Here is a 20,626-nt window from a genome sequence, read left to right on the forward strand (position 1 = left end):
ATTCGGGCTAGTGTCGCGTATTCACTATGTGGGTATCTATGTATTTAAAAGTAAATGTGGTTCTCTAGAGTGAGTAGGCTCTCAGATGGGAAAAGTTATTGGCATTGATTTAGGAACGACGAATAGCTGTGTTGCGGTTCTAGAAGGGGGCAAGCCTGAGGTTATTACCAACACTGAAGGTGGACGAACAATGCCAAGCATTGTTGGGTTTGCCAAAAATGGTGAGCGATTGGTTGGCCAATTGGCTAAGCGTCAGGCTGTTACCAATGCAGAAAATACGGTTTACAGCATCAAACGATTCATCGGTCGTCGCTGGGAGGATACAGTGAGTGAGCGTTCACGAGTTCCTTATACCTGTGTTCGAGGCAAGGATGACACAGTTGATGTATTAATTCGTGGTAAGGCTTACACCCCTCAAGAAGTGTCTGCTATGACACTACAGAAGTTGAAACAGGATGCTGAAGCCTATCTTGGAGAAGAAGTCACTCAGGCTGTCATTACAGTACCCGCTTATTTTACTGATGCCCAACGTCAGGCAACAAAAGATGCTGGCAAAATTGCCGGTCTGGAAGTGTTACGTATCATTAATGAGCCAACAGCAGCAGCACTATCCTATGGGATGGACAAGCTAGACCAAGATCAGACCGTCCTAGTGTTTGACCTGGGTGGAGGTACATTTGATGTTTCCATCCTGCAGCTTGGAGACGGTGTTTTTGAGGTTAAGGCGACATCTGGTAATAACCACCTGGGTGGTGATGACTTTGATAACAGCATTGTCACAGCTCTATTAGATACGTTCAGAGAGCAAGAAGGCATGGATCTGTCTACTGATCGCATGGCTCTACAACGTATTCGTGAAGCAGCTGAGAAGGCTAAAATTGAGCTATCCAGTCGAGCTACAACCTCCATCAACCTGCCCTTTATCGCAGCTGACGAAACTGGCCCCAAGCATCTTGAATCTGATGTGTCTCGTACTAAGTTTGAGGAGCTAGCGAAGCCATTAATTGAGGCGACGTTAGAACCAGTTGAACAGGCCCTTAAAGATGCTGAACTCACACCGGATGATATCGATCGCATTTTATTGGTAGGAGGTTCTACCAGGATCCCAGCTGTCCAAAAAGCCATAACTGGCTATTTCAATGGCAAAACCCCTGATCGTTCTGTCAATCCAGATGAAGCAGTGGCATTAGGTGCTTCTATTCAGGCAGGTGTACTAGGGGGCGAGGTTAAGGATCTGCTGTTGCTGGATGTAACGCCCCTCTCTCTTGGCATTGAAACCTTGGGTGAAGTATTTACTAAGGTGATTGAGCGCAATACCACGATTCCCACTAGCAAATCACAAACCTTTTCAACAGCAACGGATGGTCAAACTTCAGTAGAAGTGCATGCGCTTCAGGGGGAGCGAGCTATGGCACGGGACAATAAGAGTCTTGGCCGCTTTGAATTGACCGGTATTCCACCTGCTCCCAGAGGTATTCCACAAATTGAAGTGTCATTTGAAATTGATGCGGACGGCATTTTACAGGTAGCGGCTAAAGATAAAGGCACAGGGCGTGCCCAAAGCATTCGTATCACCAATACAGGAGGTCTAACCTCTAGCGAAATTGACAAGATGCGTGAAGAAGCCGAAGCCTATGCCGACGATGATGCTCGTCGGAAGGTGGTTGCTGAGATGACCAATAAGGCCGATACCCTCTTCTACAGCTACGAGAGCACAATCCGTGAAAATGCTGAGTGGATCAGTGATGAACGCAAAGCTCAAGGACAGGAAGCGGAGGCTACTCTCAGGGCCGCTGTCAGCAATAAGGACATTACACCAGAAGCTCTTCAAGAAGCTCTCGATGGATTACAGCAAGTTATTTTTGCCATTGGGGCTGAGATGTATCGTCAGGTTAATGAAGATAGTTATGACATTGCTATGGATGAAACCACTCCAGATATGCCATCTGAGTCATCTGATGAAAGCGCCTCATCCGAGTCATCTGTAGAGCAAGAGCCTACTCCTGCAACAACTCCCGATGCTATTGACTTACTGGCAGATAATCCAGAGTTCGACTTTGACGCAACAATTACAGCCGATTATGAAGCAATCGAATAGTAACCGAATGGCAGGAGTACGGGAATTGCGAATCAGTAATGTGCCGTGCTTACGTAAAATAGTTGGATAGGTCTCCAGTTGTCGTTGTTAAGCTAGCACTCTATGGCTCGTGATTACTATGAGGTACTCGGTGTTTCCCGGGGAGCCGATCAAGATGAGGTAAAGCGCGCTTATCGGCGGCTGGCAAGAAAGTACCACCCTGATGTCAATAAGGATCCGGGTGCAGAGGATAAGTTCAAAGAGATCAACCGAGCTTACGAAGTACTATCTGAGCCAGAAATTAGAGCTCGGTATGATCGCTTTGGCGAGGCTGGTGTTGGTGGAGCCGCTGCTGGTGGAGCAGGCTTTCAGGACTTTTCGGATATGGGCGGTTTCGCTGATATCTTTGAGAGCTTCTTTAGCGGATTTTCAGGTGGTCCCACCCAGGCAAAGCGTCGTGGCCCTATGCGTGGGGACGATTTACGCCTTGACCTCAAGTTAGATTTTGCTGAAGCTATTTTTGGTGGCGAAAAAGAAATTAAAATTAGCCATCTTGAAAACTGCATGACCTGTAAAGGTTCGGGGGCAAAACCCGGTACTCGCCCTCGTACATGTTCTACATGTAGTGGCTCTGGTCAAGTCCGTCGCGCAACGCGGACACCGTTTGGAAGTTTTACACAAGTATCAGCCTGTCCCACCTGCAGTGGAACAGGTGAAGTCGTAGAGGATCGTTGTGAAGTTTGTGGTGGCGCTGGCCGCAAGCAGGAAACTAAAAAGCTAAAAATTACAATCCCAGCTGGTGTTGATAATGGAACTCGTCTAAGGGTCTCCAATGAAGGGGATGCAGGCATGCGTAGTGGCCCTCCTGGAGATCTATATGTATACCTGTTTGTTAAAGAACACAGCAGCTTTAAGCGAGATGGAATTAATGTCCTTTCAGACTTGAAGATAAGCTATTTGCAGGCAATTTTAGGCTGTGAACTAGAAGTAGAAACCGTGGATGGGCCGATCGAGGTACATGTTCCATCGGGAACTCAACCGAATACTGTACTTACGCTTGAGAACCGTGGGGTGCCTAAACTGGGTAACCCAGTTAGCCGTGGTAACCATCTACTAACTATTTTGGTTGATATTCCTACTCGCATTAAGGCAGAAGAAAGGGAACTGCTCGCAAAGTTAGCTGAGGTCCGTGGTGACTCAATTTCCAAAAAGGGCCTTGAAGGATTTCTAGGTGGTTTATTTAAAGGCTAGTACTGGAGAAGCTTCATAGCATGACGGATGTCTTGAATAGACCGAATGAGACCTTAGATTTGCGTGGTACTCCTTGCCCGTTGAATTTTGTACGAACCAAACTCAAGCTACAGCGAATGCCTGTAGGTGAGCTATTAGAAGTTTGGTTAGATGCGGGTGAACCTGTCGAGCAAGTTCCTGATAGTTTGCGCGCGGAAGGTTTTTTGATTGAGGGCCTAGAATCAAACTCAGAAGGGTACTTCGTACTGCAAGTACAGCGACCTAAAGTATGACGGGATCACCTGCAACCAACCTGAACCCATCATCTGCAACAGGAACAGTCGTTGCCTGTCAGGCGAATTATTATCAGGTCAGGGTTCCTGTTGGAAAGCACCAGTCAATATATTTTTTGTGCACTCGTCGAGCCAGATTAAAGAAACTTGGACAACAGGTGGTAGTTGGCGACGAGGTAGTAGTCGAAGAGATGGATTGGCAAGATCGCCGGGGCGCGATCGCAACCGTATCTCCCCGTACAAATCTACTTGACCGCCCCCCGATTTCCAATGTGGATCAAATTCTACTAATATTTGCCCTAGCGGAACCGGTCCTAGAACCGAACCAACTGAGCCGTTTTCTCGTAAAAGCAGAATCCACAAACATCCCCGTCACCCTATGTCTAAATAAACGAGATTTGCTAGCTGAAAGTGCTATCGAGCAGTGGAAAACCCGTTTATTCCATTGGGGCTACGAACCTTTGGTAATCAGCGTGCGGGACGATAAAGCCCTACCTACCGCGTTACTGGAAACCTTAAGGGGGCGAGTTAGCGTTGTCGCTGGCCCATCAGGTGTGGGCAAATCCAGTCTCTTAAATCGGCTTGTACCCGATGTAGATGCCCGAACTAATACCGTTTCAGGCAAGCTGGGACGAGGGCGTCACACTACCCGCCATGTAGAGCTTTTTGAGCTGCCAACGGGGGGACTGCTAGCTGACACACCTGGATTTAATCAACCTGATGTTACCTGCAATGTGGAAACACTGATGCAATGTTTCCCAGAAATTCGTCAGCGCCCAGGACATTGTCAGTTTAATAATTGCTTGCATCGTGATGAGCCTGGTTGCGGAATACGAGGTACTTGGGAGCGTTATGACTACTATTTAGCATTACTAGATGAAGTTTTACAGCACCAACAGCAACTAGAACATCGTCCTGCTGCTGAAGCCATGGAAAAAGTCAAGATGGGCAGCGATGGTCAGGTCCATCATGAACCTAAACTAGAAGCCAAAAAATACCGTCGCACCTCCCGCCGCCGTCATCACCAAGATTTACAAGACATTTTCTATGACGTCATGGAGGCAAAATCCATTGATGATTTGGATGATGCGGTTTTAGAAGAGTATGGGTTTTGAATTGAGCAATTGGGTTGCAGCAATTCACATACGGTGAAGCTTCTAAACTCCAAGGGTTTTCCAAAAACCCACTTCTAATTGTTCAAAGTTTTTACAAGAACCGCGATACCACTTGAGGCGTAGTGCTTTCTGTTCCTTTAGGGTTAACTGCCAAGTGTGGGGAGATTGACGCAGGCGATCGCAAATACTCTGCAAACACAGAGCCGTGCTCACCGAAATATTAAAGCTCTCGCTAAAGCCATACATCGGAATTTTCAGATGGTGATCGGCTTGATCCAAAGCTATTGATGACAAACCATCCAATTCATTACCAAACAGTATCGCAATAGGACGGTCTAAGGGTAAAGCCGGGAGCTCACAAGCCTTCGTATGGGGCGTCGTTGCGATAATGCAGTAGCCTTTAGTTCTCAATGCATTAATACAGTCGCGAGTATTACCTCGCTGTTTCCTATAGCGATGGATGGTTAACCACTTTTGGCAGCCTCGGGTGACATTGAGATTCACCTTAAAGTTACTGGTTTGCTCAATAATATGCACATCTTGAATGCCAAAGATATCGCAGTTACGCAAGACAGCTCCAGCGTTTTGACTCGTGTGAATATCTTCTAGAACCACCGTGACATAGCGTGTGCGATGGGTCAGAACCGTCTCAATTTTGGCCTTTCGCTCAGATGTGAGGCAATTTCCCAGATAGTCAATCAGAGCATCGATTTGGTCAGAATCCATGGCCGCGATCTGATCGACTGCTGATTCTCTCATAGCTACTGTTAGTTTTCGCACCCTCACCGTTACCGATGCCAATCGGTTATCCCCCCTGGCTTATCGATCAACGTAATCCCTTGGGCAGTTAAGCCATCCCGGATTTTATCAGCCAGTGCAAAGTCTTTGGCCTTTTTAGCGGCTAATCTTTGCTCAATTAAGCCTGATATTTCATCATCACCAGGGCCATCGTTAGCAACGGTGACACTATCGGCCGTGGCTTCGATACCCAGTATCTGAGCTAAGCAAACAAGGTTATGCCACTGTTGTTGCAGCTTGTCACTACCCACATCAGTTTTACCTTCATGGACTAAAAGGTTTCCCTGGCGGCGAAGTTCTTTGGCTAATTCAAACAGCACAGCGACGGCTTCAGGAGTATTGAAGTCATCGTCCATAGCAATCTGGAACCGCTGAACTGCATCACTTTCAAGATCTAGTGACCAGGCACTGGAGCCAGACCAATGCAACTGAGGACCATAATTATTGCCAAACAGCAAACCATCTTGCAGCGTTTGCCAGCTTTTAGTGGCGGATAAGATCGCATCCCTAGTAAAATCCACCGGCTTACGATACTGAGCCTGGCAAAGAAACAGACGTAACGCCATAGGATGGAGACCATCTTCAGCATCTAATAATTGACGAATAGTGGTGAAATTGCCCAGAGATTTGGACATCTTTTCACCATTCACATTCACCATGCCATTATGCATCCAGTATTGAGATAGAGGTTTGCCCGTGGCTGCTTCTGACTGAGCGATTTCATTTTCATGATGAGGAAACGTCAGATCACCACCACCCATGTGGATATCGATACTGTCACCCATGCGATCGCGAACCATAGCCGAGCACTCAATATGCCAGCCGGGACGTCCAGGCCCCCAGGGGGATTCCCAAGCAGGCTCTTCAGGCTTGGCCCCCTTCCATAGTGCAAAGTCAAACGGATCTTTCTTTTTGGGTTCAACACCCTCAACACGACCACTAGCCCCCGCTTGCATATCATCCAACTTACGCCCCGAGAGCTTGCCATAGCCGTCAAACTGCCGCACTTTGTAGTACACATCTCCCCCAGCAGCATAGGCATAGCCCTTCTGCTCTAGCTGCCCAATCAGCCGTTTAATACCATCAATGGTGTGGGTGGCATAGGTATATTCATCAGCTTTCAAAATATTTAACCGCGCCATATCCTCGTGGTAAGCCTCAATAAAGCGCTGGGAGATCGCCTCCATAGTGGTGCTTTCTTGACGAGCACGATTCAAAATCTTATCGTCAATATCGGTAAAATTTTGCACATAGCGCACCTCGTAACCGCGCCACTGCAGGTAACGGCGCACTGTATCCCAAACCACATAGCAGCGAGCATGGCCCAAATGGCAATAGTCGTACACCGTCACACCACAGCAATAAATCTTGACGGAGCCTGGTTCTAATGGCTGAAACGGTTCTTTGCGGCGAGATAGGGTATTGTAAACGACTATGCTCATTGAAAAGAGAATATGTTGACGGCTTGAGGCACGCTGGCCAATCGTTTCTTATGTTAAGGCGCTTTGGGACACAGACGATACAGCCCCGCTGCTAATCCAGGAATAAAACAGAACGTTCCATAAAAAAAGGAAGGCACCAATAGGAACCTTCCCCATAAGATTTTCGATTAAAACCGATAGACAATAGCCTTTAGAAGGTCATGTTGGCCGCTTGCACAGTTTCAACCTGCTTCTTCTTCAGCACCAACATAATCTGAGTCAGAGACGCTGCTGCCAAGAAAGCAAGGAGACCTTTGATCCGGTTCGGACTCTGCAGAACGATTTCGGTATCGTGCTGACCAAAACCACCAACATTAGGATCGTTAGTCAAAGCAGCACCGGCTTCAACAGCATCACCTTTAGACACAATCAGCTCAGGGCCAGGCTGTAGGCTTTCAGTGACAGTGACACCATCTGCAGTTTTGATAGTGACCTCTGTACCATAGTCACCCTTGTCAATATCAGTAATGATGCCGCCCTTAGAAGCCGTATAAACCACATTATTAGTAGCTTGACCGGTAGGGTAAACCTGGCCACGACCACGGTTACCACCCACATGGACCTGGTACTTACCAAAGATCACACTCTTATCAGTAGCCGGATCCGGAGAAAGCACAGGGAAAATAATCTCTTGATACTGCTCACCAGGAACAGGACCGACTAAGAGCCAGTTAGGATGATCAGCGCTGTAAGGAGTGTAGAAAGTACCCCCGATCTCTTCCTTCATTTCTTCAGGAATACGATCGTCAGGAGCCAAGGTAAAACCATCTGGCAGCATCAATAAGGCACCTACGTTTAGCCCACCTTTACTACCGTCACCTAGAACCTGCTGAGAATCCAAATCATAGGGAACCTTAACCACTGCCTCGAATACAGTGTCAGGTAACACAGCTTGAGGAAGCTCAACCTCAGTCTTCTTTTTACCGAGATGGCAGTTGGCACAAACTAACTTGCCAGTAGCTTCCCTTGGAACTTCGTAATTTTCCTGGGCCCAGAAAGGATAGGCCGCTGCCGATTGAGCATTGGTTAGCACAAGACTCATGGTTGCGATCGCAACGACTGCACCAGAAACAATGACCTTCAGCAGCTTATTGAACACGCTTAAAAAATTAAATTTCATCCGTCACACGCCAGCAATTCAATTACGTAGAGAGAAATCAAGTAAAACAGATAACCTAGGCCCACCAAGGAGAGTCACCTGTTCTGAAGTCAGTTTCGGTCCAAGCGCTCAAAATCACCTTGTCATCTTCTGCGACATCCGTTTTGGCCAATGCCAGAGAAAGAGGGGCAGGGCCGCGGACGACCTTACCAGTAGAGTCATACTGAGAACCATGGCAAGGGCACATAAACTTGTTCGCACCAGCATTCCAGGGAACAACGCACCCTAGGTGAGTACAGACTGCATTGACAGCGTAGCTATCAAGAGTACCGTCGTCAGTTACGACCAAATAAGTTGGATCACCCTTCAGACCTTGAACCAGAGAACGATCACCAGCGCCATGGGTATCCAAGTAGCTGCTAGCCGTCACGTCGTTACCCAGTTCATCTTTAGCGGTAACACCACCACCAGCCGAGCCACTGCTCGGAGGCAAAAAGTACTTAACGATGGGATAAAGAGCCCCCAAAGCCGTCCCAGTCGCTGCTCCAAAGGTGAGCAGATTCATAAATTGGCGACGCCCTAAATCAGGGACATCAGGGTTTCCAGAAGCTTGAGCCATAACTATCAGACTATGTATGCGAGTATGAATCCAAAGGCTGCATCGCCCAGTGCAAAGCATCTGCAACGGTTAAACGCAATACATTTGCAGCTTAGATCGTCACAGAAGTTTGCAAATTTCTATGAGTATTATTACATTTCGCCGCCTCAGATAAACTGTTCTTCCTAGGCTTTCATCGTCACAATCACTGTAACCAAGATTCATTTACCCAGTTTTGGCACCTGAAGCCTGACTAGCCCTCTGCCTCAAAGACTATGAATAAAGGTACTAACCTTGAAGTTATCAAAGCTCTCAAACAGCCACCCGATCAATCTTGAAAACTGTATCCCAGTAACTTCTCTAATATGATCACCTATCTGAGACTGTGTAAATAAATGTAAAGCAGGAAACAAAGTAGCGCCCTATGTCACCTGAAGATTTCCAAGAACTACTCATCAATAAATGGGGATACTCATTTGATGTACAAATCCGCAAAACCCCTACTAAGGTTTTCTTTCAAGTGATGTGGCGCTACCTAGAACAGGTTTCGTTTCCCATGGATGAAGCAGAATACTTAGCTCATTTGAAAGAAATTGTGATGTATCTCGAAGCCATGGGCTGTTTAACACAGATACAAACAGCCATCAAACAAACCAATGAACGTCCCAGACTAGGGAAAGCTGTTAGCATTCCCATCGATTTAGGTGGAAGAGCCTCAGAATGGCTAATCTCCTGATTGACGCACGTGTATAGCAAGCTGAACTCACCCAGCCACATTTACCTACGATTTCATCCGCTTATCCATCATCCGCTAAGCACAATATCGTGAAAGGAATTTACTAACAGCCACCCATTCTGATAGCATTGAAAGACACAATTGTATTGTAGGATACAATTAGAAAACTTGAATTTATTGAATTCAAGTCCCTGAATTAAAAACTACCTTTCAAACCCTCTTTAATCGCTTCTAAACTATGCTGAACTTGCACAAAAGCAAGCTAGAACTTAGAGCAGCAAGGTTGCAAATTTGATACTAACTGTTCCTAATAAACAGCCAATGGTTATGTCATTAGACATAATTTGAGCGATACAAATCAATTTCTAACCCTATGATATAAGATTTTTTATCTTAGGGTTGAGTTCTGAAGATTGGGCAAATTCAATCGAGTCAGTCCAATAGTCAAAGGCGAAAATAGCCTTAATAAGGCTAATAGGCACATGCACTATGGTCAGGACATGTCTTTTTTACCTCATTGAGCAATTTGTCACACTTTAAAATACCGTTGCCGATTCCACGTATCAACACAGATATTCGTGTGTTTCGAAGAAATATCTCACTTAGGAAAAATCCGATCGGATTTTTCTAAGACCGATGTTACGATTTGCTTGAACTCGCTAAGTATGCTTTGAGGGCCTGCCGTGATCCGCTCTGCAACACTGCCTACTAAACCCACTCTGCCAAGTTTGGAAGACAATAGTCGCCTAAAGTTATTTTCAGGCTCATCAAATCCAGCTCTCTCCAGGGAGGTTGCTCGGTACCTAGGAATGGACCTAGGACCTATGGTACGTAAACAGTTCGCCGATGGTGAGCTGTACGTTCAAATCCAAGAGTCAATTCGTGGTTGTGATGTCTACCTAATTCAGCCAACATGCCGCCCTGTAAACGATCATTTGATGGAATTGCTCATCATGATCGATGCCTGTAGGCGAGCCTCTGCCCGTCAGATTACAGCAGTGATTCCTTACTATGGCTATGCCCGAGCTGATCGTAAGACAGCTGGTCGAGAGTCTATTACCGCTAAGCTGGTCGCCAACCTGATTACCAAAGCTGGCGCTAATCGTGTGCTAGCAATGGATTTACACTCATCTCAGATTCAAGGTTATTTTGATATTCCTTGCGACCATATATATGGTGCTCCGGTCTTAGTCGACTATCTGGCTAGTAAGCATCTTAGTGATTTGGTAGTCGTATCTCCCGATGTAGGAGGTGTTGCTCGAGCCCGAGCAATTGCTAAGCGGCTCAATGACGCCCCACTGGCAATCATTGATAAACGTCGTCAAGCACACAATGTGGCTGAGGTAATGAACCTCATTGGCGATGTTGATGGTAAGACAGCCGTATTAGTGGACGACATGATCGATACCGGCGGTACGATCTCTGAAGGTGCAAGGTTATTGCGAGCGCAAGGGGCCAGACAGGTCTATGCCTGTGCGACTCACGCAGTATTTTCGCCCCCCGCAGTAGAGCGTTTATCAAGCGGAGTATTTGAAGAGGTTATTGTTACCAACACCATCCCAGTCCCCCCAGATCGTCAATTTTCACAGCTGACCACCCTGACAATTGCGAACTTACTCGGGGAAACCATATGGCGGATCCACGAGGAGAGTTCTGTCAGCAGCATGTTTCGCTAAGGAATATCATCAATTGTCATTGTTTTTTAAAGGGTAGGTTTTTATAAAACCTGCCCCATTTTTTTAGGCCGTTCGCTTCATACACAATTAGTCATATGGATGCTAAGCACCTTATATGCATAAGGAGGTGATGAAGGCTAGCAGTCTTTTAATTTCCCTGGAAACTTTACCGGGAAAGTCATGGACTGTAAGTATGTTAACGTTTAGAACCCATGGTAAAAAGCACATCCATCATTCAATTGGCTAGTGCTCTGCTAGCCGTTGGTGTACTTAACCCTAAACTCATTCAAACGCAAACAGAGCGTCTTGCCATAGTCCTATCTGAGTCCGTTGCTGAGGCAGGCTCACTGCAAGCTGGCTTACCATCGCTAGACCAACAGCTACTTGAGTCCGTTCATCGTGGCAATATTCAACAGGTTGAAGCGCTCCTCAATCGCGGGGCCAGTGTGGATGCAGGGAATCGTTACGTCGGTTATCCTATTGCGATCTCAACCGAGCAAGGCAATCGCGCTATTGTTCAGTTGTTAATTATGCGAGGAGCTAATGTTGATGTTGTCAGCGCCGGTGGACAAACCGCTCTAGGCAGAGCGGTAGACATGGGCAATCTCGACCTCGTAAGGATCTTGATTAATGCTGGCGCGTCCCCCGATCGCCGTACCAACTACGGTGTCCCTCTCCTATACCGGGCCACTGAGATGGGAAATATCGATATTGTTAGACTGCTACTCCGAGGTGGTGCGAATGCGAATGCCCAGGTTGCTGGCACCACGTCACTCTACAAAGCTGTTGAAACTGGAAACCTAGCGATTGCCCGACTCTTGCTAGACGGAAATGCTGACCCGAACCTGGGCAATCCACTGTATCGGGCGGTAGAAGTTGGCAATACTGAACTGGTCAGACTTTTACTCAACTATAATGCCAATCCCCACATCAGTGAGCGTGGGGTCAGCGTCTTGAGTCTGGCCAGAGCCCAGGGCAATCGTGCAATCATTACGATGATCAGACAGGCAATGTAGGACGATTCCTGGCAATCATCGAGGAACCAATATAAATCACTAAATCACTTAAATATAAGGATGACAGTTCTGAGGAACTAAATTCAGTTGACCTGAGCGCACCTGGTCAATGGATATCCAGATAGCTTCCTTCGTTTCCTTGCCTTCTATCAGAGGATAAGCATGGTCCAAACGATAAAAACACGACTCTACAAAATCACACCGAAATAGCTGAATCAACTCATGACCAGGCTTACCACCACAGATAAATATATTGTCTAAGCAAGTCAGATATTCAATATTGGTTAGCTCTGCCTGAATTTCTTCCTGAAACTCTCGTTTGAGGGCGTCAATGCTGGTTTCACCAAAGTCTATCCCCCCACCTAGAAAACGGTAGAACGCCTGATCTTTAATCGTGTCATAGCCTTTACTAACAAAGACATGCCCCTGATGCTTAATTAAGCCGAGGGCAATGGGACGAATACGTGGTTTGCCCATAATTTCCCTTTAAACCTTGTCCACGGTCAAAATTGTCACCAAGAAATAGTGACAGGCTACAGCTTGAACGTATTTTCCTGCCTCAGGCAAGTTGACATCAATGGCCAGAGCCAAAAAGCTATCAAGTCCTTCTGGCTCTGAATCCTCAAGGTGCCTACCGCTAAACCTTCTCTGTCGAACAACTTATTGTATGGAGAGCTTCACGTAGGCGACGAACGGCAGCAACCATGGCAATTTCGTTCTTTAGCTTATTCACGGCAGAACCGACGCCAACACCAGCAGCTCCGGCGGCAATTGCCATAGGAGCCGTGACATCCGAAATACCAGATGCACAGAGCACAGGTACCCGTACAGCACGGGAAATGGCGTGAGCAGCGGCTAACGTAGGTGTAGCCTTCTCAATCAAACCAATACTGCCAGAATGGATGGGATGGCTACTAGTACCCCCTTCAGTTTGAATAATATCTGCCCCCATAGCCACCAAGTCTTCAGCAAGTTGAACCTGCTCATCAAGAGGCAGAGTATGGGGTACTGTCACCGATAGCGTAATGTGGGGCAAAAACTCACGGGTACGCTGAGCGAGGGACATCACATCGTGGGCATCAAATTTTAAGCCCTGAGCATAAAAAGTATCAAAGTTACCAATTTCAATTAATGTGGCACCTGCCGCAACTGGTGCGAGAAAAGCCTCAGGGTCAATAGCCGAGACACAGATGGGTAGGCTCGTATGCTGACTTACCTGCCGCACCAGCTCAGCATCTGCTGCAATATCGACAAACGTAGCACCTCCTTGTTGAGCAGCCTTAGCTACAGCTAAAACATTGGCTGTATCAAAATTAGCCAAACCACTAATAATTTTGAGCGCATGACCTTGAGAAAAGGCAGCATGGAGGTCGGAGTGGATAGTCATAGGTCTTTCTCGGACAAGATCGGTCAGGGCTATTGTGCCAGAGGTTGGGGCAGGCAACAGTAAAGAATCGATCCCCCCTTGGGGACTTATCTACTGAGGCCTGACAAAATATCTCGCTTCACATCATCAGGAGGCTGATTACCATCAACTCGCATTAGTCGCTGACGATAATCGTAGTATTCAAGCATAGGCATCGTAGTCTCCGCCAATGTTTCAATACGACGGCGGAGGGCATCAGGATTATCGTCAATTGCTCCCCGATTTTCGGAGCGTTCAATCAAAGCATGAGCCGAGAGCTCTAACCAAATCACATAATGCACCTGAACATTTAGGGTTTCCAAAAAGAAGTCTAGTTCTTCGGCCTGGAATGCTGTCCGGGGATAGCCATCCAAAACCCAACCTTGAGCTGCATCGGGTTGCTGTAAGCGCACTTTAATAAAATCAATCATTAGATCGTCAGACACTAGCTCGCCACGTGCCAAAGTTTCTGCAACCTGCTGCCCAAGTAACGAATCTGCTGCAATTTCGGCTCTCAAAACATCTCCTGTGGAAATCCAAGGAATATTAAAATGTTCACTGAGCTTTTTGGCTTGAGTCCCTTTACCTGAGCCTGGCCCCCCTAACATCACTAACCGCATAACTCATACTCCTATAATATGCGTCTAATGTAATTTGAATTACCCATGGAGTGTCATTGTTTCAGATAATTCTTGTCTGGGCTATTGAAGCAATTCCAGCAAACATAGTAGACTTGTAGACCGTGTAAAACTTTTAAAGTGTAAATAAACTGAAACCATGCCCAAGCTTAAGACTCGCCGGGCTGCTGCCAAGCGTTTCCGCCGTAGCGGAAGCGGGAAGATTATGCGTCGCAAGGCGTTTAAGAATCATCTCTTGCAGCACAAGTCCTCTGGACGAAAAAATCGTTTGTCCCAAAAAGCTGTTGTGGTAGATGCTGATGTACCTAACATCGAAGGGATGATGCCTTATTTGTAGAGTCGTTCCATAGAACGACTCTACCTTTCAATTGTTTTTCTAGCTAAATAACGACCTAGTATGGCACGTGTAAAACGCGGCAATGTAGCTCGCAAGCGCCGCAAGAAAATCCTCAAGCTTGCGAAGGGTTATCGGGGAGCCCATTCTAAACTCTTCCGGACGGCTAACCAGCAGGTAATGAAGGCCCTGCGGTATGCCTATCGAGATCGTCGCAATAAGAAGCGTGATTTTCGTCGGTTATGGATTACTCGCATCAATGCAGCCGCTCGCCTCAACGGCACTACCTACAGCCGCTTGATTGGCGATCTAAAGACAGCCAATATTGATATCAACCGTAAAATGCTGGCCCAAATGGCAGTTTTGGATCCAACCACCTTTACTAAGGTGGTTGAGTTAGCTGTTAAGAAGGGCTAGCATCGCCAAATGTGGCGATATTTTCTAGGCATAGGTTTACTTTTGGGGGCACAGCTTACTGTGCCCCCAATTGCTGTACCTGCTGAATTGGCAGATATTGAATCACGCGGTCGGCTCATTGTGGCCGTGAAAGATAATTGGTATCCTCTGGGTTATCGTGATGCCATGGGCAATTTACAGGGGTTTGAAATTGATATTGCTCGTCGGTTAGCAGGAGATCTACTGGGAGACGAAACAGCAGTCGAATTTCTCCCTGTTAGCAATATAAACCGGGTCAATGTGGTAGTGGATAATGATGTAGATATTGCGATCTCAGCCATCACGATCACCTCCCAACGGCAGCGCATTACTAGCTTTAGCGAGCCCTACTACTTAGATGGCACAGGTTTTATTACTACCTCATCTCTGATCAGGAACCTGGATGATCTTAAACACATTGCCGTTCTGGCAGATACCAGTACTCTAGCTAACGTACGCTATCAGTTACCCACCGCAAGAATAATGACGGTATCTTCCTATGAAGAGGCGATTACTAATCTGAATAGTGGCCAGGTGGATGCTTTTGCGGGGGACACGTCATTGCTGGCTGGCTGGCAGCAACAGAATAATCGTTATCGACTGCTGGATGAGGTGATCTCGGTGGAACCAATTGCGATCGCAATTCCCAAAGGGACTCAATACAACGATTTGCGTCGAGCAATTAATGATGCCCTTCGTCAATGGGATGACGAAGGTTGGTTACAAAACCGGGCTACCTACTGGGGGTTACGATAGCTACCATGGGAGAATATCCTAAACAACCAACTTACGCACTAACCGATTAAGCGAGTTCATGGAAAATAGCACTCTATTTCTGACCTACCTAGGCATCTTGCTAGCTCTGCTAGGACTGTCAGCCTTTTTCATCATTCGCCAGGTATTTAAGACTCGCCGCATTGAGACCACATTAGGTCGTTTACAAAATAAGCTAACCAAAGAGAAAGGAACTGCTCAGGAATATTACGAGTTAGGTAGCCTGCTACTCGATAAAAAACTATTTTCTCAGTCAGTTCTCTACATGCAACAGGCCCTTAAAGCACTCACAGAAGAGGAAGAAGCTGAAAACGCACCTCTGATCTATAACGCACTGGGATATTCCTACTTTGCTCAAGGCCAGTTTGACCTTGCCATTCGACAGTACAAGGCAGCCCTGAAAATCGCTCCAGGCTATGTAACTGCTCTGAACAACTTGGGCCACAGCTATGAGAAAAAACAACTCACTGTCCAAGCGTTAGAAAGTTATGATCAGGCATTGAAAATAGAACCCGAAAATGCAACAGCTAAGCGTCGGGCACAGTCCTTGCGCAAGCGCGTGGCCATTCCCATGAATGTAAAACAGTAGCTTCTCCCCCAGAAAACTACCAGAGGGAAAATTTGCAGACTAACAGAACGCAATTAAAATCATAAGGCTTTAATCTGGCATTTTTACTGCGAGCTCTGCTGGTTAGAAATAGATAAAATAAGCAAGTCCTCCCTAATACCGTTCTCAATGCGGCATTAGGGAGGACTGATTAATCAACAAAACAGATCAGCTAAACAGCAGCTAGTTCTGGTGTAGCAGTCTGTTTTGGAGTCATAGATATAGCAGCATCCTCACAGTAGACCTCAGCAGAGTTATTCGGGCTCTCAATGAGTTTCACCTTGTGCAGACTAGCTCCGATCTCTTTGATGGGCTCACGCAGTAGATCACGAATGTGGATGGCGATATTCTCAGCAGTAGGTACAACTTCAGCGAAATAAGGAATATCCTTATTCAAAAATGTGTGGTCAAAGGGTTTCACCACATAAGTATTAACCGCTTTCTGAAACTCTACTAGATCAGCAATCATGCCTGTACGTGGGTCCATCTCACCCTTGATGGTCACTTCAAGATGATAATTGTGACCATGGCCATTAATGCGAGCACATAGGCCATAGATTTCGCTGTTTTGCTCCAGCGTTAGCGTTGGCAAAGCCAAACGGTGAGCAGCGCTGAAATGAGTGGAGATAGATAGATAGGCTTCCATATCGTTTCCTTGGTAGTCGGCCCAGAGGTTAGACGTTTCAAACAGTTGAACATTGGTAATCGGCAGATGGGGCGCAAGCCGCTGCCAAATGGCACGCGCAATATTCTCGGTGGTGGTCAATCCTGCCTCAGGTCGATCAATTTGGAATTCGGGCCAGACATCATTGAGATATGAAAAGTCCAGCTGGCTAGTCACTTCATGCTTAATGACCCTCTTCACATCGGACAGGTTTAATACCATGCCGTACTCATCAAGGTCACCTTCCATGGAGACAAACAACTCATAGTTGTGACCATGACCTGGGGCACGGGTGCACAGACCAAATTTGGCCTGGTTTTCAGCGTCACTCAGCTCAGGCAACCAGTAGCGATGGCTGGCAGAAAACTGAGCCCGGCGGTTGATAGTGCATTTCATAGAATTACCAAAAACAGCACGTCAAATATTAATTTTTGCTAACATCTTTTACCCCAGCATAGACCATAGATGAGAGATATTGCTGTCCGGATCACCCCAATTTCGTCAATGCTGGAGACGCTTTTAGGCTCTTTAGTGTGGCCGAGCAAATCACTGGAAAAAATTGGAGCATCAATCGCAAGGGTCATGAAGTTTTGACACAATATTTGGCTCTAGCAAACCCAAAAACTCCAGAACACCTTGAGAAATATACTGTTCAGGATTTCTAATCAAAAATATCAGGAGTTGCTAATTTAAGCTAGAAACGGTAAAAATAGATACAGAAACATCCTCGTTCATCTCCGCGAACTTTTCCCTTGTTCAACGATGAGACGGAAGTAGGGTTAACCTGTACGGCTATTGTCCCATAGGTTGTATTGGTCTGCCCGAAGGAACGCACTAATACCAGTGCTTATTCAGGAGGAGACACACTTATGAAACTTACTTACCGTGGTATCGAATACGACCACAATCCGCCTATGTTAGAGGTTTCTGAAAGCGACATTCTTTGTAACTATCGGGGCCGCAGTCATCGCTATACCTATGTGCGCCACGTTCCCTTTCCTCAAACTCAGGCAGAGTTAACTTATCGCGGTGCAACTTATCAAATCAACCGTCATGGTCAACGCCAAACAGTTGAGCAAAATGGGACCAAGTCTGTGTTTTCTGCGTTTCAACGCAAGTTAGCAGAACTTACGCCTCTAATGGATGAGCGTCGTCAGCTATTGCGTGAGTCGGCTCGCAGCCATAGTGACAGTATTCAAAGATCTTTAGAGCATCGTATTACTGTCGCACGTGAGCAAGGAAACATTAACTTGCTACAACAGCTAGAAGATGAAATGCGTCAGATGGCTTAAGGGCAGCACCTAACAGGGCATGAGCTGAAGTTCCCTAGATTTGTGGCTAGAGTAAGTTAAGGAGAGGCTAATATAGCTTCTCCTTTTTATTTCCATCATGCTTCACAATAGACTTGGTCTGATTATCCAGAGCCAGGTCTTATTTTTTAAGGGTGTTATGGGGCTATTTGACAAGGTTTTTGACCCGTCGCCAGAGTCGCTGTCCCTAAGTCCGGCAGAAGCTTTGGCGGCAATTTGCTTGGTTGCGATCGCAGCTGATGGATACCTCTCCGATCAAGAAGGTCGTGAAATGGACATGCTACTCAGCCGCATGCGGCTCTTCAAAAGCTACTCTACTGAAATGGTCAATCGCATGAAAGATGGCTTACTGCAGCAGTTACAGCAGCATGGACCTAGCCGATTAGTAGAGGCTGCTAATACAGTTCTACCCACCGAACTAAAACCGACAGCCTTTGCCTTAGCCACTGATTTAGTCCTTGCCGATGGCAATGTTACCCCTCAAGAACAGGCATTCCTGGACGATCTCCATCGCATTCTAGAAATTCCTAGTGAACGTGCCCTGACAATTGTTGAAGTCATGACAGTAAAAAATCGTGGCTGAAAAGGATACTTTCTCCAAAGAAAATCTTTACTTCGGTGAAGCCTCAACCTCAATTTCTAACAAATACGAGATAATAGTCCTGACAATTGACCTACCTCAAAATTCATTCCTATGACTGCCGTCATCTCAGCTCCCCCCAAACAGATGGATGACTCCAAACACGGATTGCCTGTCACCATCATTACCGGCTTTTTGGGTAGCGGCAAAACCACTCTACTGAACCATATCTTGACCAATCAAGATGGGCTAAAAACCGCCGTCTTAGTAAATGAGTTTGGGGAAGTTGGCATCGATAATGACCTACTCATCACCACAGGTGACGACACCATGGTCGAGCTGAGTAATGGTTGCATTTGCTGCACCATCAATAATGATCTATTGGAGGCCGTTTATAAGGTACTAGAACGTAGGGATAAAATTGACTACCTAGTGGTAGAAACGACTGGATTGGCCGATCCATTGCCAGTGGCCCTCACATTTCTGGGAACAGAACTGCGGGATCTAACACGGTTAGACTCCATCGTCACACTAGTCGATTCAGAAAACTACAGTGTGGATTTGTTCAATAGCCAAGCCGCTCACAATCAGATTGCCTACGGTGATATTATTCTGCTGAACAAAACAGATTTGGTAGATGAAGGTGATGTAGACCTATTAGAGCTAAAGGTCCGTGATATCAAAGAAGGTGCTCGCATTTTACGCACCACCCAATCCCAAGTACCTTTGCCACTAATTCTGAGCGTGGGCTTATTTGAATCTGATAAGTATTTTGAGCCCACTCAGAAGGATGCGCACGCACAAAACCATGATGATCACTCGAACTGTGACCACGACCATGGCCATTGCGAGCATGATCATGATGATGAGCATGGGGAGCATGCACATCATCATGACAAACATTCACACCAAGACCATTCCAACTGTGATCATGATCATGGTCACTGTGAGCACGATCATGATCACGAACATCATCACTCTCACTTAGATGTCGATGGGTTTACATCGATCTCCATCGCTCGAGATCAGCCCTTAGCAATTCGTAAGTTTCAACATTTTTTGGACAACAAGCTGCCAGATAATGTCTTCCGAGCCAAGGGAATTTTATGGTTTGACGAGAGTGAAAAGCGGCATATCTTTCATCTCAGCGGTAAACGCTTTTCCCTAGAAGATGAAGAGTGGAATGGCCGTCCTCATAAAACACAGCTGGTACTGATCGGTCAAAATCTCGATCATGATGATCTAGAAGCTGAAATTGAAAAGTGCTTTTGTCTAGAATCCCAAAGTCGCGGTAGGGGTTTTGGCAGCTAATGCGTGTCATCGTCCAACGGGTTTCTTCTTCCCAGGTATCGGTAGAGGGTGCAGTGATCGGTCGTATCGGTCGTGGCCTTAATCTACTCGTGGGGATCGCTGAAACTGACACCACAGTAGAGCTCGATTGGATGGCACAAAAATGCCTATCTTTAAGGCTCTTCCCGGCAGAAGACTCAGGCCAATTTGATTTATCAGTTCAAGATATTCAGGGGTCTTTGTTAGTGATCAGTCAGTTCACACTCTATGGCGACTGCCGCAAGGGTAGACGGCCCTCATTTGACCAGGCCGCATCTCCTACGCAAGCCGTAAAGCTATATGAACAGTTCCTAGCTAAACTACGTCAAAGTGGGTTAGAGGTAGAGACAGGACAATTTGGAGCTCATATGCAAGTTTCCATTGCAAATGATGGCCCAGTGACATTAGTGTTAGATCGAAATTCTCAATAG

General features: G+C 46.5%; 23 protein-coding genes and 1 riboswitch. Of the genes, 15 read left to right on the forward strand and 8 right to left on the reverse strand.

The window, feature by feature from the left end; translation table 11 throughout:
• Positions 1 to 85 precede the first annotated feature (85 nt).
• The 4 genes from dnaK to rsgA all read left to right on the forward strand — a co-directional run bounded on the left by dnaK (position 86) and on the right by rsgA (position 4,715).
• The gene (dnaK, locus tag IXB50_RS12005) at positions 86 to 2,098 is read left to right on the forward strand and encodes a molecular chaperone DnaK (RefSeq protein WP_215609211.1); all 2,013 of its coding nucleotides are present in this window, start codon (positions 86 to 88) and stop codon (positions 2,096 to 2,098) included.
• 102 nt (positions 2,099 to 2,200) lie between these two features.
• Complete coding sequence (gene dnaJ / locus IXB50_RS12010) at positions 2,201 to 3,328, forward strand: molecular chaperone DnaJ (protein ID WP_215609212.1); 1,128 nt, start codon at positions 2,201 to 2,203, stop codon at positions 3,326 to 3,328.
• A gap of 20 nt (positions 3,329 to 3,348) precedes the next feature.
• Positions 3,349 to 3,600, forward strand: a complete 252-nt coding sequence (locus IXB50_RS12015) for a sulfurtransferase TusA family protein (protein WP_215609213.1) — start codon at positions 3,349 to 3,351, stop codon at positions 3,598 to 3,600.
• Positions 3,597 to 4,715 carry a small ribosomal subunit biogenesis GTPase RsgA gene (rsgA, locus tag IXB50_RS12020; protein ID WP_215609214.1) on the forward strand — a complete coding sequence of 373 codons (1,119 nt, stop codon included), beginning with the start codon at positions 3,597 to 3,599 and terminating at the stop codon, positions 4,713 to 4,715. Before IXB50_RS12015 ends, rsgA begins: the two co-directional genes overlap by 4 nt.
• A 42-nt stretch (positions 4,716 to 4,757) precedes the next feature.
• Here rsgA and IXB50_RS12025 read toward each other — a convergent pair whose 3' ends face one another.
• From IXB50_RS12025 to petC, 4 genes are all read right to left on the reverse strand, one after another.
• A complete protein-coding gene (locus tag IXB50_RS12025) occupies positions 4,758 to 5,474 on the reverse strand; it encodes a TrmH family RNA methyltransferase (protein WP_215609215.1) in 717 nt (238 codons plus the stop codon).
• 29 nt (positions 5,475 to 5,503) lie between these two features.
• Positions 5,504 to 6,955 (reverse strand): cysteine--tRNA ligase, encoded by a 1,452-nt coding sequence (cysS, locus tag IXB50_RS12030; RefSeq protein ID WP_215609216.1) that lies wholly within the window; start codon positions 6,953 to 6,955, stop codon positions 5,504 to 5,506.
• A 190-nt stretch (positions 6,956 to 7,145) separates the two neighbouring features.
• Positions 7,146 to 8,114 carry a cytochrome f gene (petA, locus tag IXB50_RS12035; protein WP_215609217.1) on the reverse strand — a complete coding sequence of 323 codons (969 nt, stop codon included), beginning with the start codon at positions 8,112 to 8,114 and terminating at the stop codon, positions 7,146 to 7,148.
• A gap of 55 nt (positions 8,115 to 8,169) precedes the next feature.
• On the reverse strand, positions 8,170 to 8,712 hold the full coding sequence (gene petC / locus IXB50_RS12040; protein WP_215609218.1) for a cytochrome b6-f complex iron-sulfur subunit: 543 nt from the start codon (positions 8,710 to 8,712) through the stop codon (positions 8,170 to 8,172).
• Between the two features lie 403 nt (positions 8,713 to 9,115).
• On the opposite strand from petC, the gene IXB50_RS12045 reads away from it, so the two are divergent.
• The 3 genes from IXB50_RS12045 to IXB50_RS12055 all read left to right on the forward strand — a co-directional run bounded on the left by IXB50_RS12045 (position 9,116) and on the right by IXB50_RS12055 (position 12,119).
• Positions 9,116 to 9,427: a DUF3067 family protein gene (locus tag IXB50_RS12045; protein WP_215609219.1), complete on the forward strand. Its 312-nt coding sequence runs from the start codon at positions 9,116 to 9,118 to the stop codon at positions 9,425 to 9,427.
• A gap of 683 nt (positions 9,428 to 10,110) precedes the next feature.
• Positions 10,111 to 11,103, forward strand: a complete 993-nt coding sequence (locus tag IXB50_RS12050; RefSeq protein ID WP_326520785.1) for a ribose-phosphate pyrophosphokinase — start codon at positions 10,111 to 10,113, stop codon at positions 11,101 to 11,103.
• 212 nt (positions 11,104 to 11,315) lie between these two features.
• Entirely contained in the window at positions 11,316 to 12,119 is an 804-nt protein-coding gene (locus IXB50_RS12055) for an ankyrin repeat domain-containing protein (RefSeq protein WP_215609220.1), read from the forward strand.
• A gap of 48 nt (positions 12,120 to 12,167) precedes the next feature.
• Here the strand turns inward: IXB50_RS12055 and IXB50_RS12060 are convergent, their stop codons facing one another.
• The 3 genes from IXB50_RS12060 to IXB50_RS12070 form a co-directional block, all read right to left on the reverse strand.
• Positions 12,168 to 12,596: an NUDIX hydrolase gene (locus tag IXB50_RS12060; protein WP_215609221.1), complete on the reverse strand. Its 429-nt coding sequence runs from the start codon at positions 12,594 to 12,596 to the stop codon at positions 12,168 to 12,170.
• 160 nt (positions 12,597 to 12,756) lie between these two features.
• A complete protein-coding gene (locus tag IXB50_RS12065; protein ID WP_215609222.1) occupies positions 12,757 to 13,506 on the reverse strand; it encodes a DUF561 domain-containing protein in 750 nt (249 codons plus the stop codon).
• An 86-nt stretch (positions 13,507 to 13,592) separates the two neighbouring features.
• The gene (locus IXB50_RS12070) at positions 13,593 to 14,144 is read right to left on the reverse strand and encodes an adenylate kinase (protein WP_215609223.1); all 552 of its coding nucleotides are present in this window, start codon (positions 14,142 to 14,144) and stop codon (positions 13,593 to 13,595) included.
• A 157-nt stretch (positions 14,145 to 14,301) separates the two neighbouring features.
• On the opposite strand from IXB50_RS12070, the gene rpmI reads away from it, so the two are divergent.
• From rpmI to IXB50_RS12090, 4 genes are read left to right on the forward strand one after another with little or no spacing between them, the layout of a single operon-like run.
• Positions 14,302 to 14,499, forward strand: a complete 198-nt coding sequence (gene rpmI, locus IXB50_RS12075; protein WP_215609224.1) for a 50S ribosomal protein L35 — start codon at positions 14,302 to 14,304, stop codon at positions 14,497 to 14,499.
• A 60-nt stretch (positions 14,500 to 14,559) separates the two neighbouring features.
• Positions 14,560 to 14,913 carry a 50S ribosomal protein L20 gene (gene rplT / locus IXB50_RS12080; protein WP_215609225.1) on the forward strand — a complete coding sequence of 118 codons (354 nt, stop codon included), beginning with the start codon at positions 14,560 to 14,562 and terminating at the stop codon, positions 14,911 to 14,913.
• A 60-nt stretch (positions 14,914 to 14,973) separates the two neighbouring features.
• Positions 14,974 to 15,687 (forward strand): transporter substrate-binding domain-containing protein, encoded by a 714-nt coding sequence (locus IXB50_RS12085; RefSeq protein ID WP_326520786.1) that lies wholly within the window; start codon positions 14,974 to 14,976, stop codon positions 15,685 to 15,687.
• 58 nt (positions 15,688 to 15,745) lie between these two features.
• Entirely contained in the window at positions 15,746 to 16,294 is a 549-nt protein-coding gene (locus IXB50_RS12090; RefSeq protein ID WP_215609227.1) for a tetratricopeptide repeat protein, read from the forward strand.
• 190 nt (positions 16,295 to 16,484) lie between these two features.
• Here the strand turns inward: IXB50_RS12090 and IXB50_RS12095 are convergent, their stop codons facing one another.
• A complete protein-coding gene (locus IXB50_RS12095; RefSeq protein ID WP_215609228.1) occupies positions 16,485 to 17,372 on the reverse strand; it encodes a 6-carboxytetrahydropterin synthase in 888 nt (295 codons plus the stop codon).
• A 330-nt stretch (positions 17,373 to 17,702) separates the two neighbouring features.
• Positions 17,703 to 17,812: riboswitch (Glutamine riboswitch) on the forward strand.
• A 33-nt stretch (positions 17,813 to 17,845) separates the two neighbouring features.
• Here IXB50_RS12095 and pirA point away from each other — a divergent pair.
• The 4 genes from pirA to dtd all read left to right on the forward strand — a co-directional run bounded on the left by pirA (position 17,846) and on the right by dtd (position 20,626).
• Complete coding sequence (pirA, locus tag IXB50_RS12100; RefSeq protein ID WP_215609229.1) at positions 17,846 to 18,268, forward strand: arginine synthesis PII-interacting regulator PirA; 423 nt, start codon at positions 17,846 to 17,848, stop codon at positions 18,266 to 18,268.
• A 97-nt stretch (positions 18,269 to 18,365) separates the two neighbouring features.
• Positions 18,366 to 18,869: a tellurite resistance TerB family protein gene (locus IXB50_RS12105; protein ID WP_246564441.1), complete on the forward strand. Its 504-nt coding sequence runs from the start codon at positions 18,366 to 18,368 to the stop codon at positions 18,867 to 18,869.
• 111 nt (positions 18,870 to 18,980) lie between these two features.
• On the forward strand, positions 18,981 to 20,177 hold the full coding sequence (locus IXB50_RS12110) for a CobW family GTP-binding protein (protein ID WP_215609230.1): 1,197 nt from the start codon (positions 18,981 to 18,983) through the stop codon (positions 20,175 to 20,177).
• Complete coding sequence (gene dtd, locus IXB50_RS12115; protein WP_215609231.1) at positions 20,177 to 20,626, forward strand: D-aminoacyl-tRNA deacylase; 450 nt, start codon at positions 20,177 to 20,179, stop codon at positions 20,624 to 20,626. The genes IXB50_RS12110 and dtd overlap by 1 nt, the downstream gene beginning before the upstream one ends.

It is taken from the genome of Leptothoe spongobia TAU-MAC 1115 (assembly GCF_018739885.1).
Taxonomy (GTDB): Bacteria; Cyanobacteriota; Cyanobacteriia; order Phormidesmidales; family Phormidesmidaceae; genus Leptothoe; species Leptothoe spongobia.

Excerpts from the sequence above, each read along its gene's own strand:
- IXB50_RS12055 (WP_215609220.1), top strand. The coding sequence starts at position 11,316 with ATGGTAAAAAGCACATCCATCATTCAATTGGCTAGTGCTCTGCTAGCC.
- IXB50_RS12090 (WP_215609227.1), top strand. The coding sequence starts at position 15,746 with ATGGAAAATAGCACTCTATTTCTGACCTACCTAGGCATCTTGCTAGCT.
- petA (WP_215609217.1), bottom strand. The coding sequence starts at position 8,114 with ATGAAATTTAATTTTTTAAGCGTGTTCAATAAGCTGCTGAAGGTCATT.
- IXB50_RS12065 (WP_215609222.1), bottom strand. The coding sequence starts at position 13,506 with ATGACTATCCACTCCGACCTCCATGCTGCCTTTTCTCAAGGTCATGCG.
- petC (WP_215609218.1), bottom strand. The coding sequence starts at position 8,712 with ATGGCTCAAGCTTCTGGAAACCCTGATGTCCCTGATTTAGGGCGTCGC.
- dtd (WP_215609231.1), top strand. The coding sequence starts at position 20,177 with ATGCGTGTCATCGTCCAACGGGTTTCTTCTTCCCAGGTATCGGTAGAG.
- IXB50_RS12015 (WP_215609213.1), top strand. The coding sequence starts at position 3,349 with ATGACGGATGTCTTGAATAGACCGAATGAGACCTTAGATTTGCGTGGT.
- rplT (WP_215609225.1), top strand. The coding sequence starts at position 14,560 with ATGGCACGTGTAAAACGCGGCAATGTAGCTCGCAAGCGCCGCAAGAAA.
- IXB50_RS12110 (WP_215609230.1), top strand. The coding sequence starts at position 18,981 with ATGACTGCCGTCATCTCAGCTCCCCCCAAACAGATGGATGACTCCAAA.
- dnaJ (WP_215609212.1), top strand. The coding sequence starts at position 2,201 with ATGGCTCGTGATTACTATGAGGTACTCGGTGTTTCCCGGGGAGCCGAT.
- rpmI (WP_215609224.1), top strand. The coding sequence starts at position 14,302 with ATGCCCAAGCTTAAGACTCGCCGGGCTGCTGCCAAGCGTTTCCGCCGT.
- cysS (WP_215609216.1), bottom strand. The coding sequence starts at position 6,955 with ATGAGCATAGTCGTTTACAATACCCTATCTCGCCGCAAAGAACCGTTT.
- pirA (WP_215609229.1), top strand. The coding sequence starts at position 17,846 with ATGAAACTTACTTACCGTGGTATCGAATACGACCACAATCCGCCTATG.
- IXB50_RS12045 (WP_215609219.1), top strand. The coding sequence starts at position 9,116 with ATGTCACCTGAAGATTTCCAAGAACTACTCATCAATAAATGGGGATAC.
- IXB50_RS12070 (WP_215609223.1), bottom strand. The coding sequence starts at position 14,144 with ATGCGGTTAGTGATGTTAGGGGGGCCAGGCTCAGGTAAAGGGACTCAA.
- IXB50_RS12060 (WP_215609221.1), bottom strand. The coding sequence starts at position 12,596 with ATGGGCAAACCACGTATTCGTCCCATTGCCCTCGGCTTAATTAAGCAT.
- dnaK (WP_215609211.1), top strand. The coding sequence starts at position 86 with ATGGGAAAAGTTATTGGCATTGATTTAGGAACGACGAATAGCTGTGTT.
- rsgA (WP_215609214.1), top strand. The coding sequence starts at position 3,597 with ATGACGGGATCACCTGCAACCAACCTGAACCCATCATCTGCAACAGGA.
- IXB50_RS12025 (WP_215609215.1), bottom strand. The coding sequence starts at position 5,474 with ATGAGAGAATCAGCAGTCGATCAGATCGCGGCCATGGATTCTGACCAA.
- IXB50_RS12095 (WP_215609228.1), bottom strand. The coding sequence starts at position 17,372 with ATGAAATGCACTATCAACCGCCGGGCTCAGTTTTCTGCCAGCCATCGC.
- IXB50_RS12105 (WP_246564441.1), top strand. The coding sequence starts at position 18,366 with ATGCTTCACAATAGACTTGGTCTGATTATCCAGAGCCAGGTCTTATTT.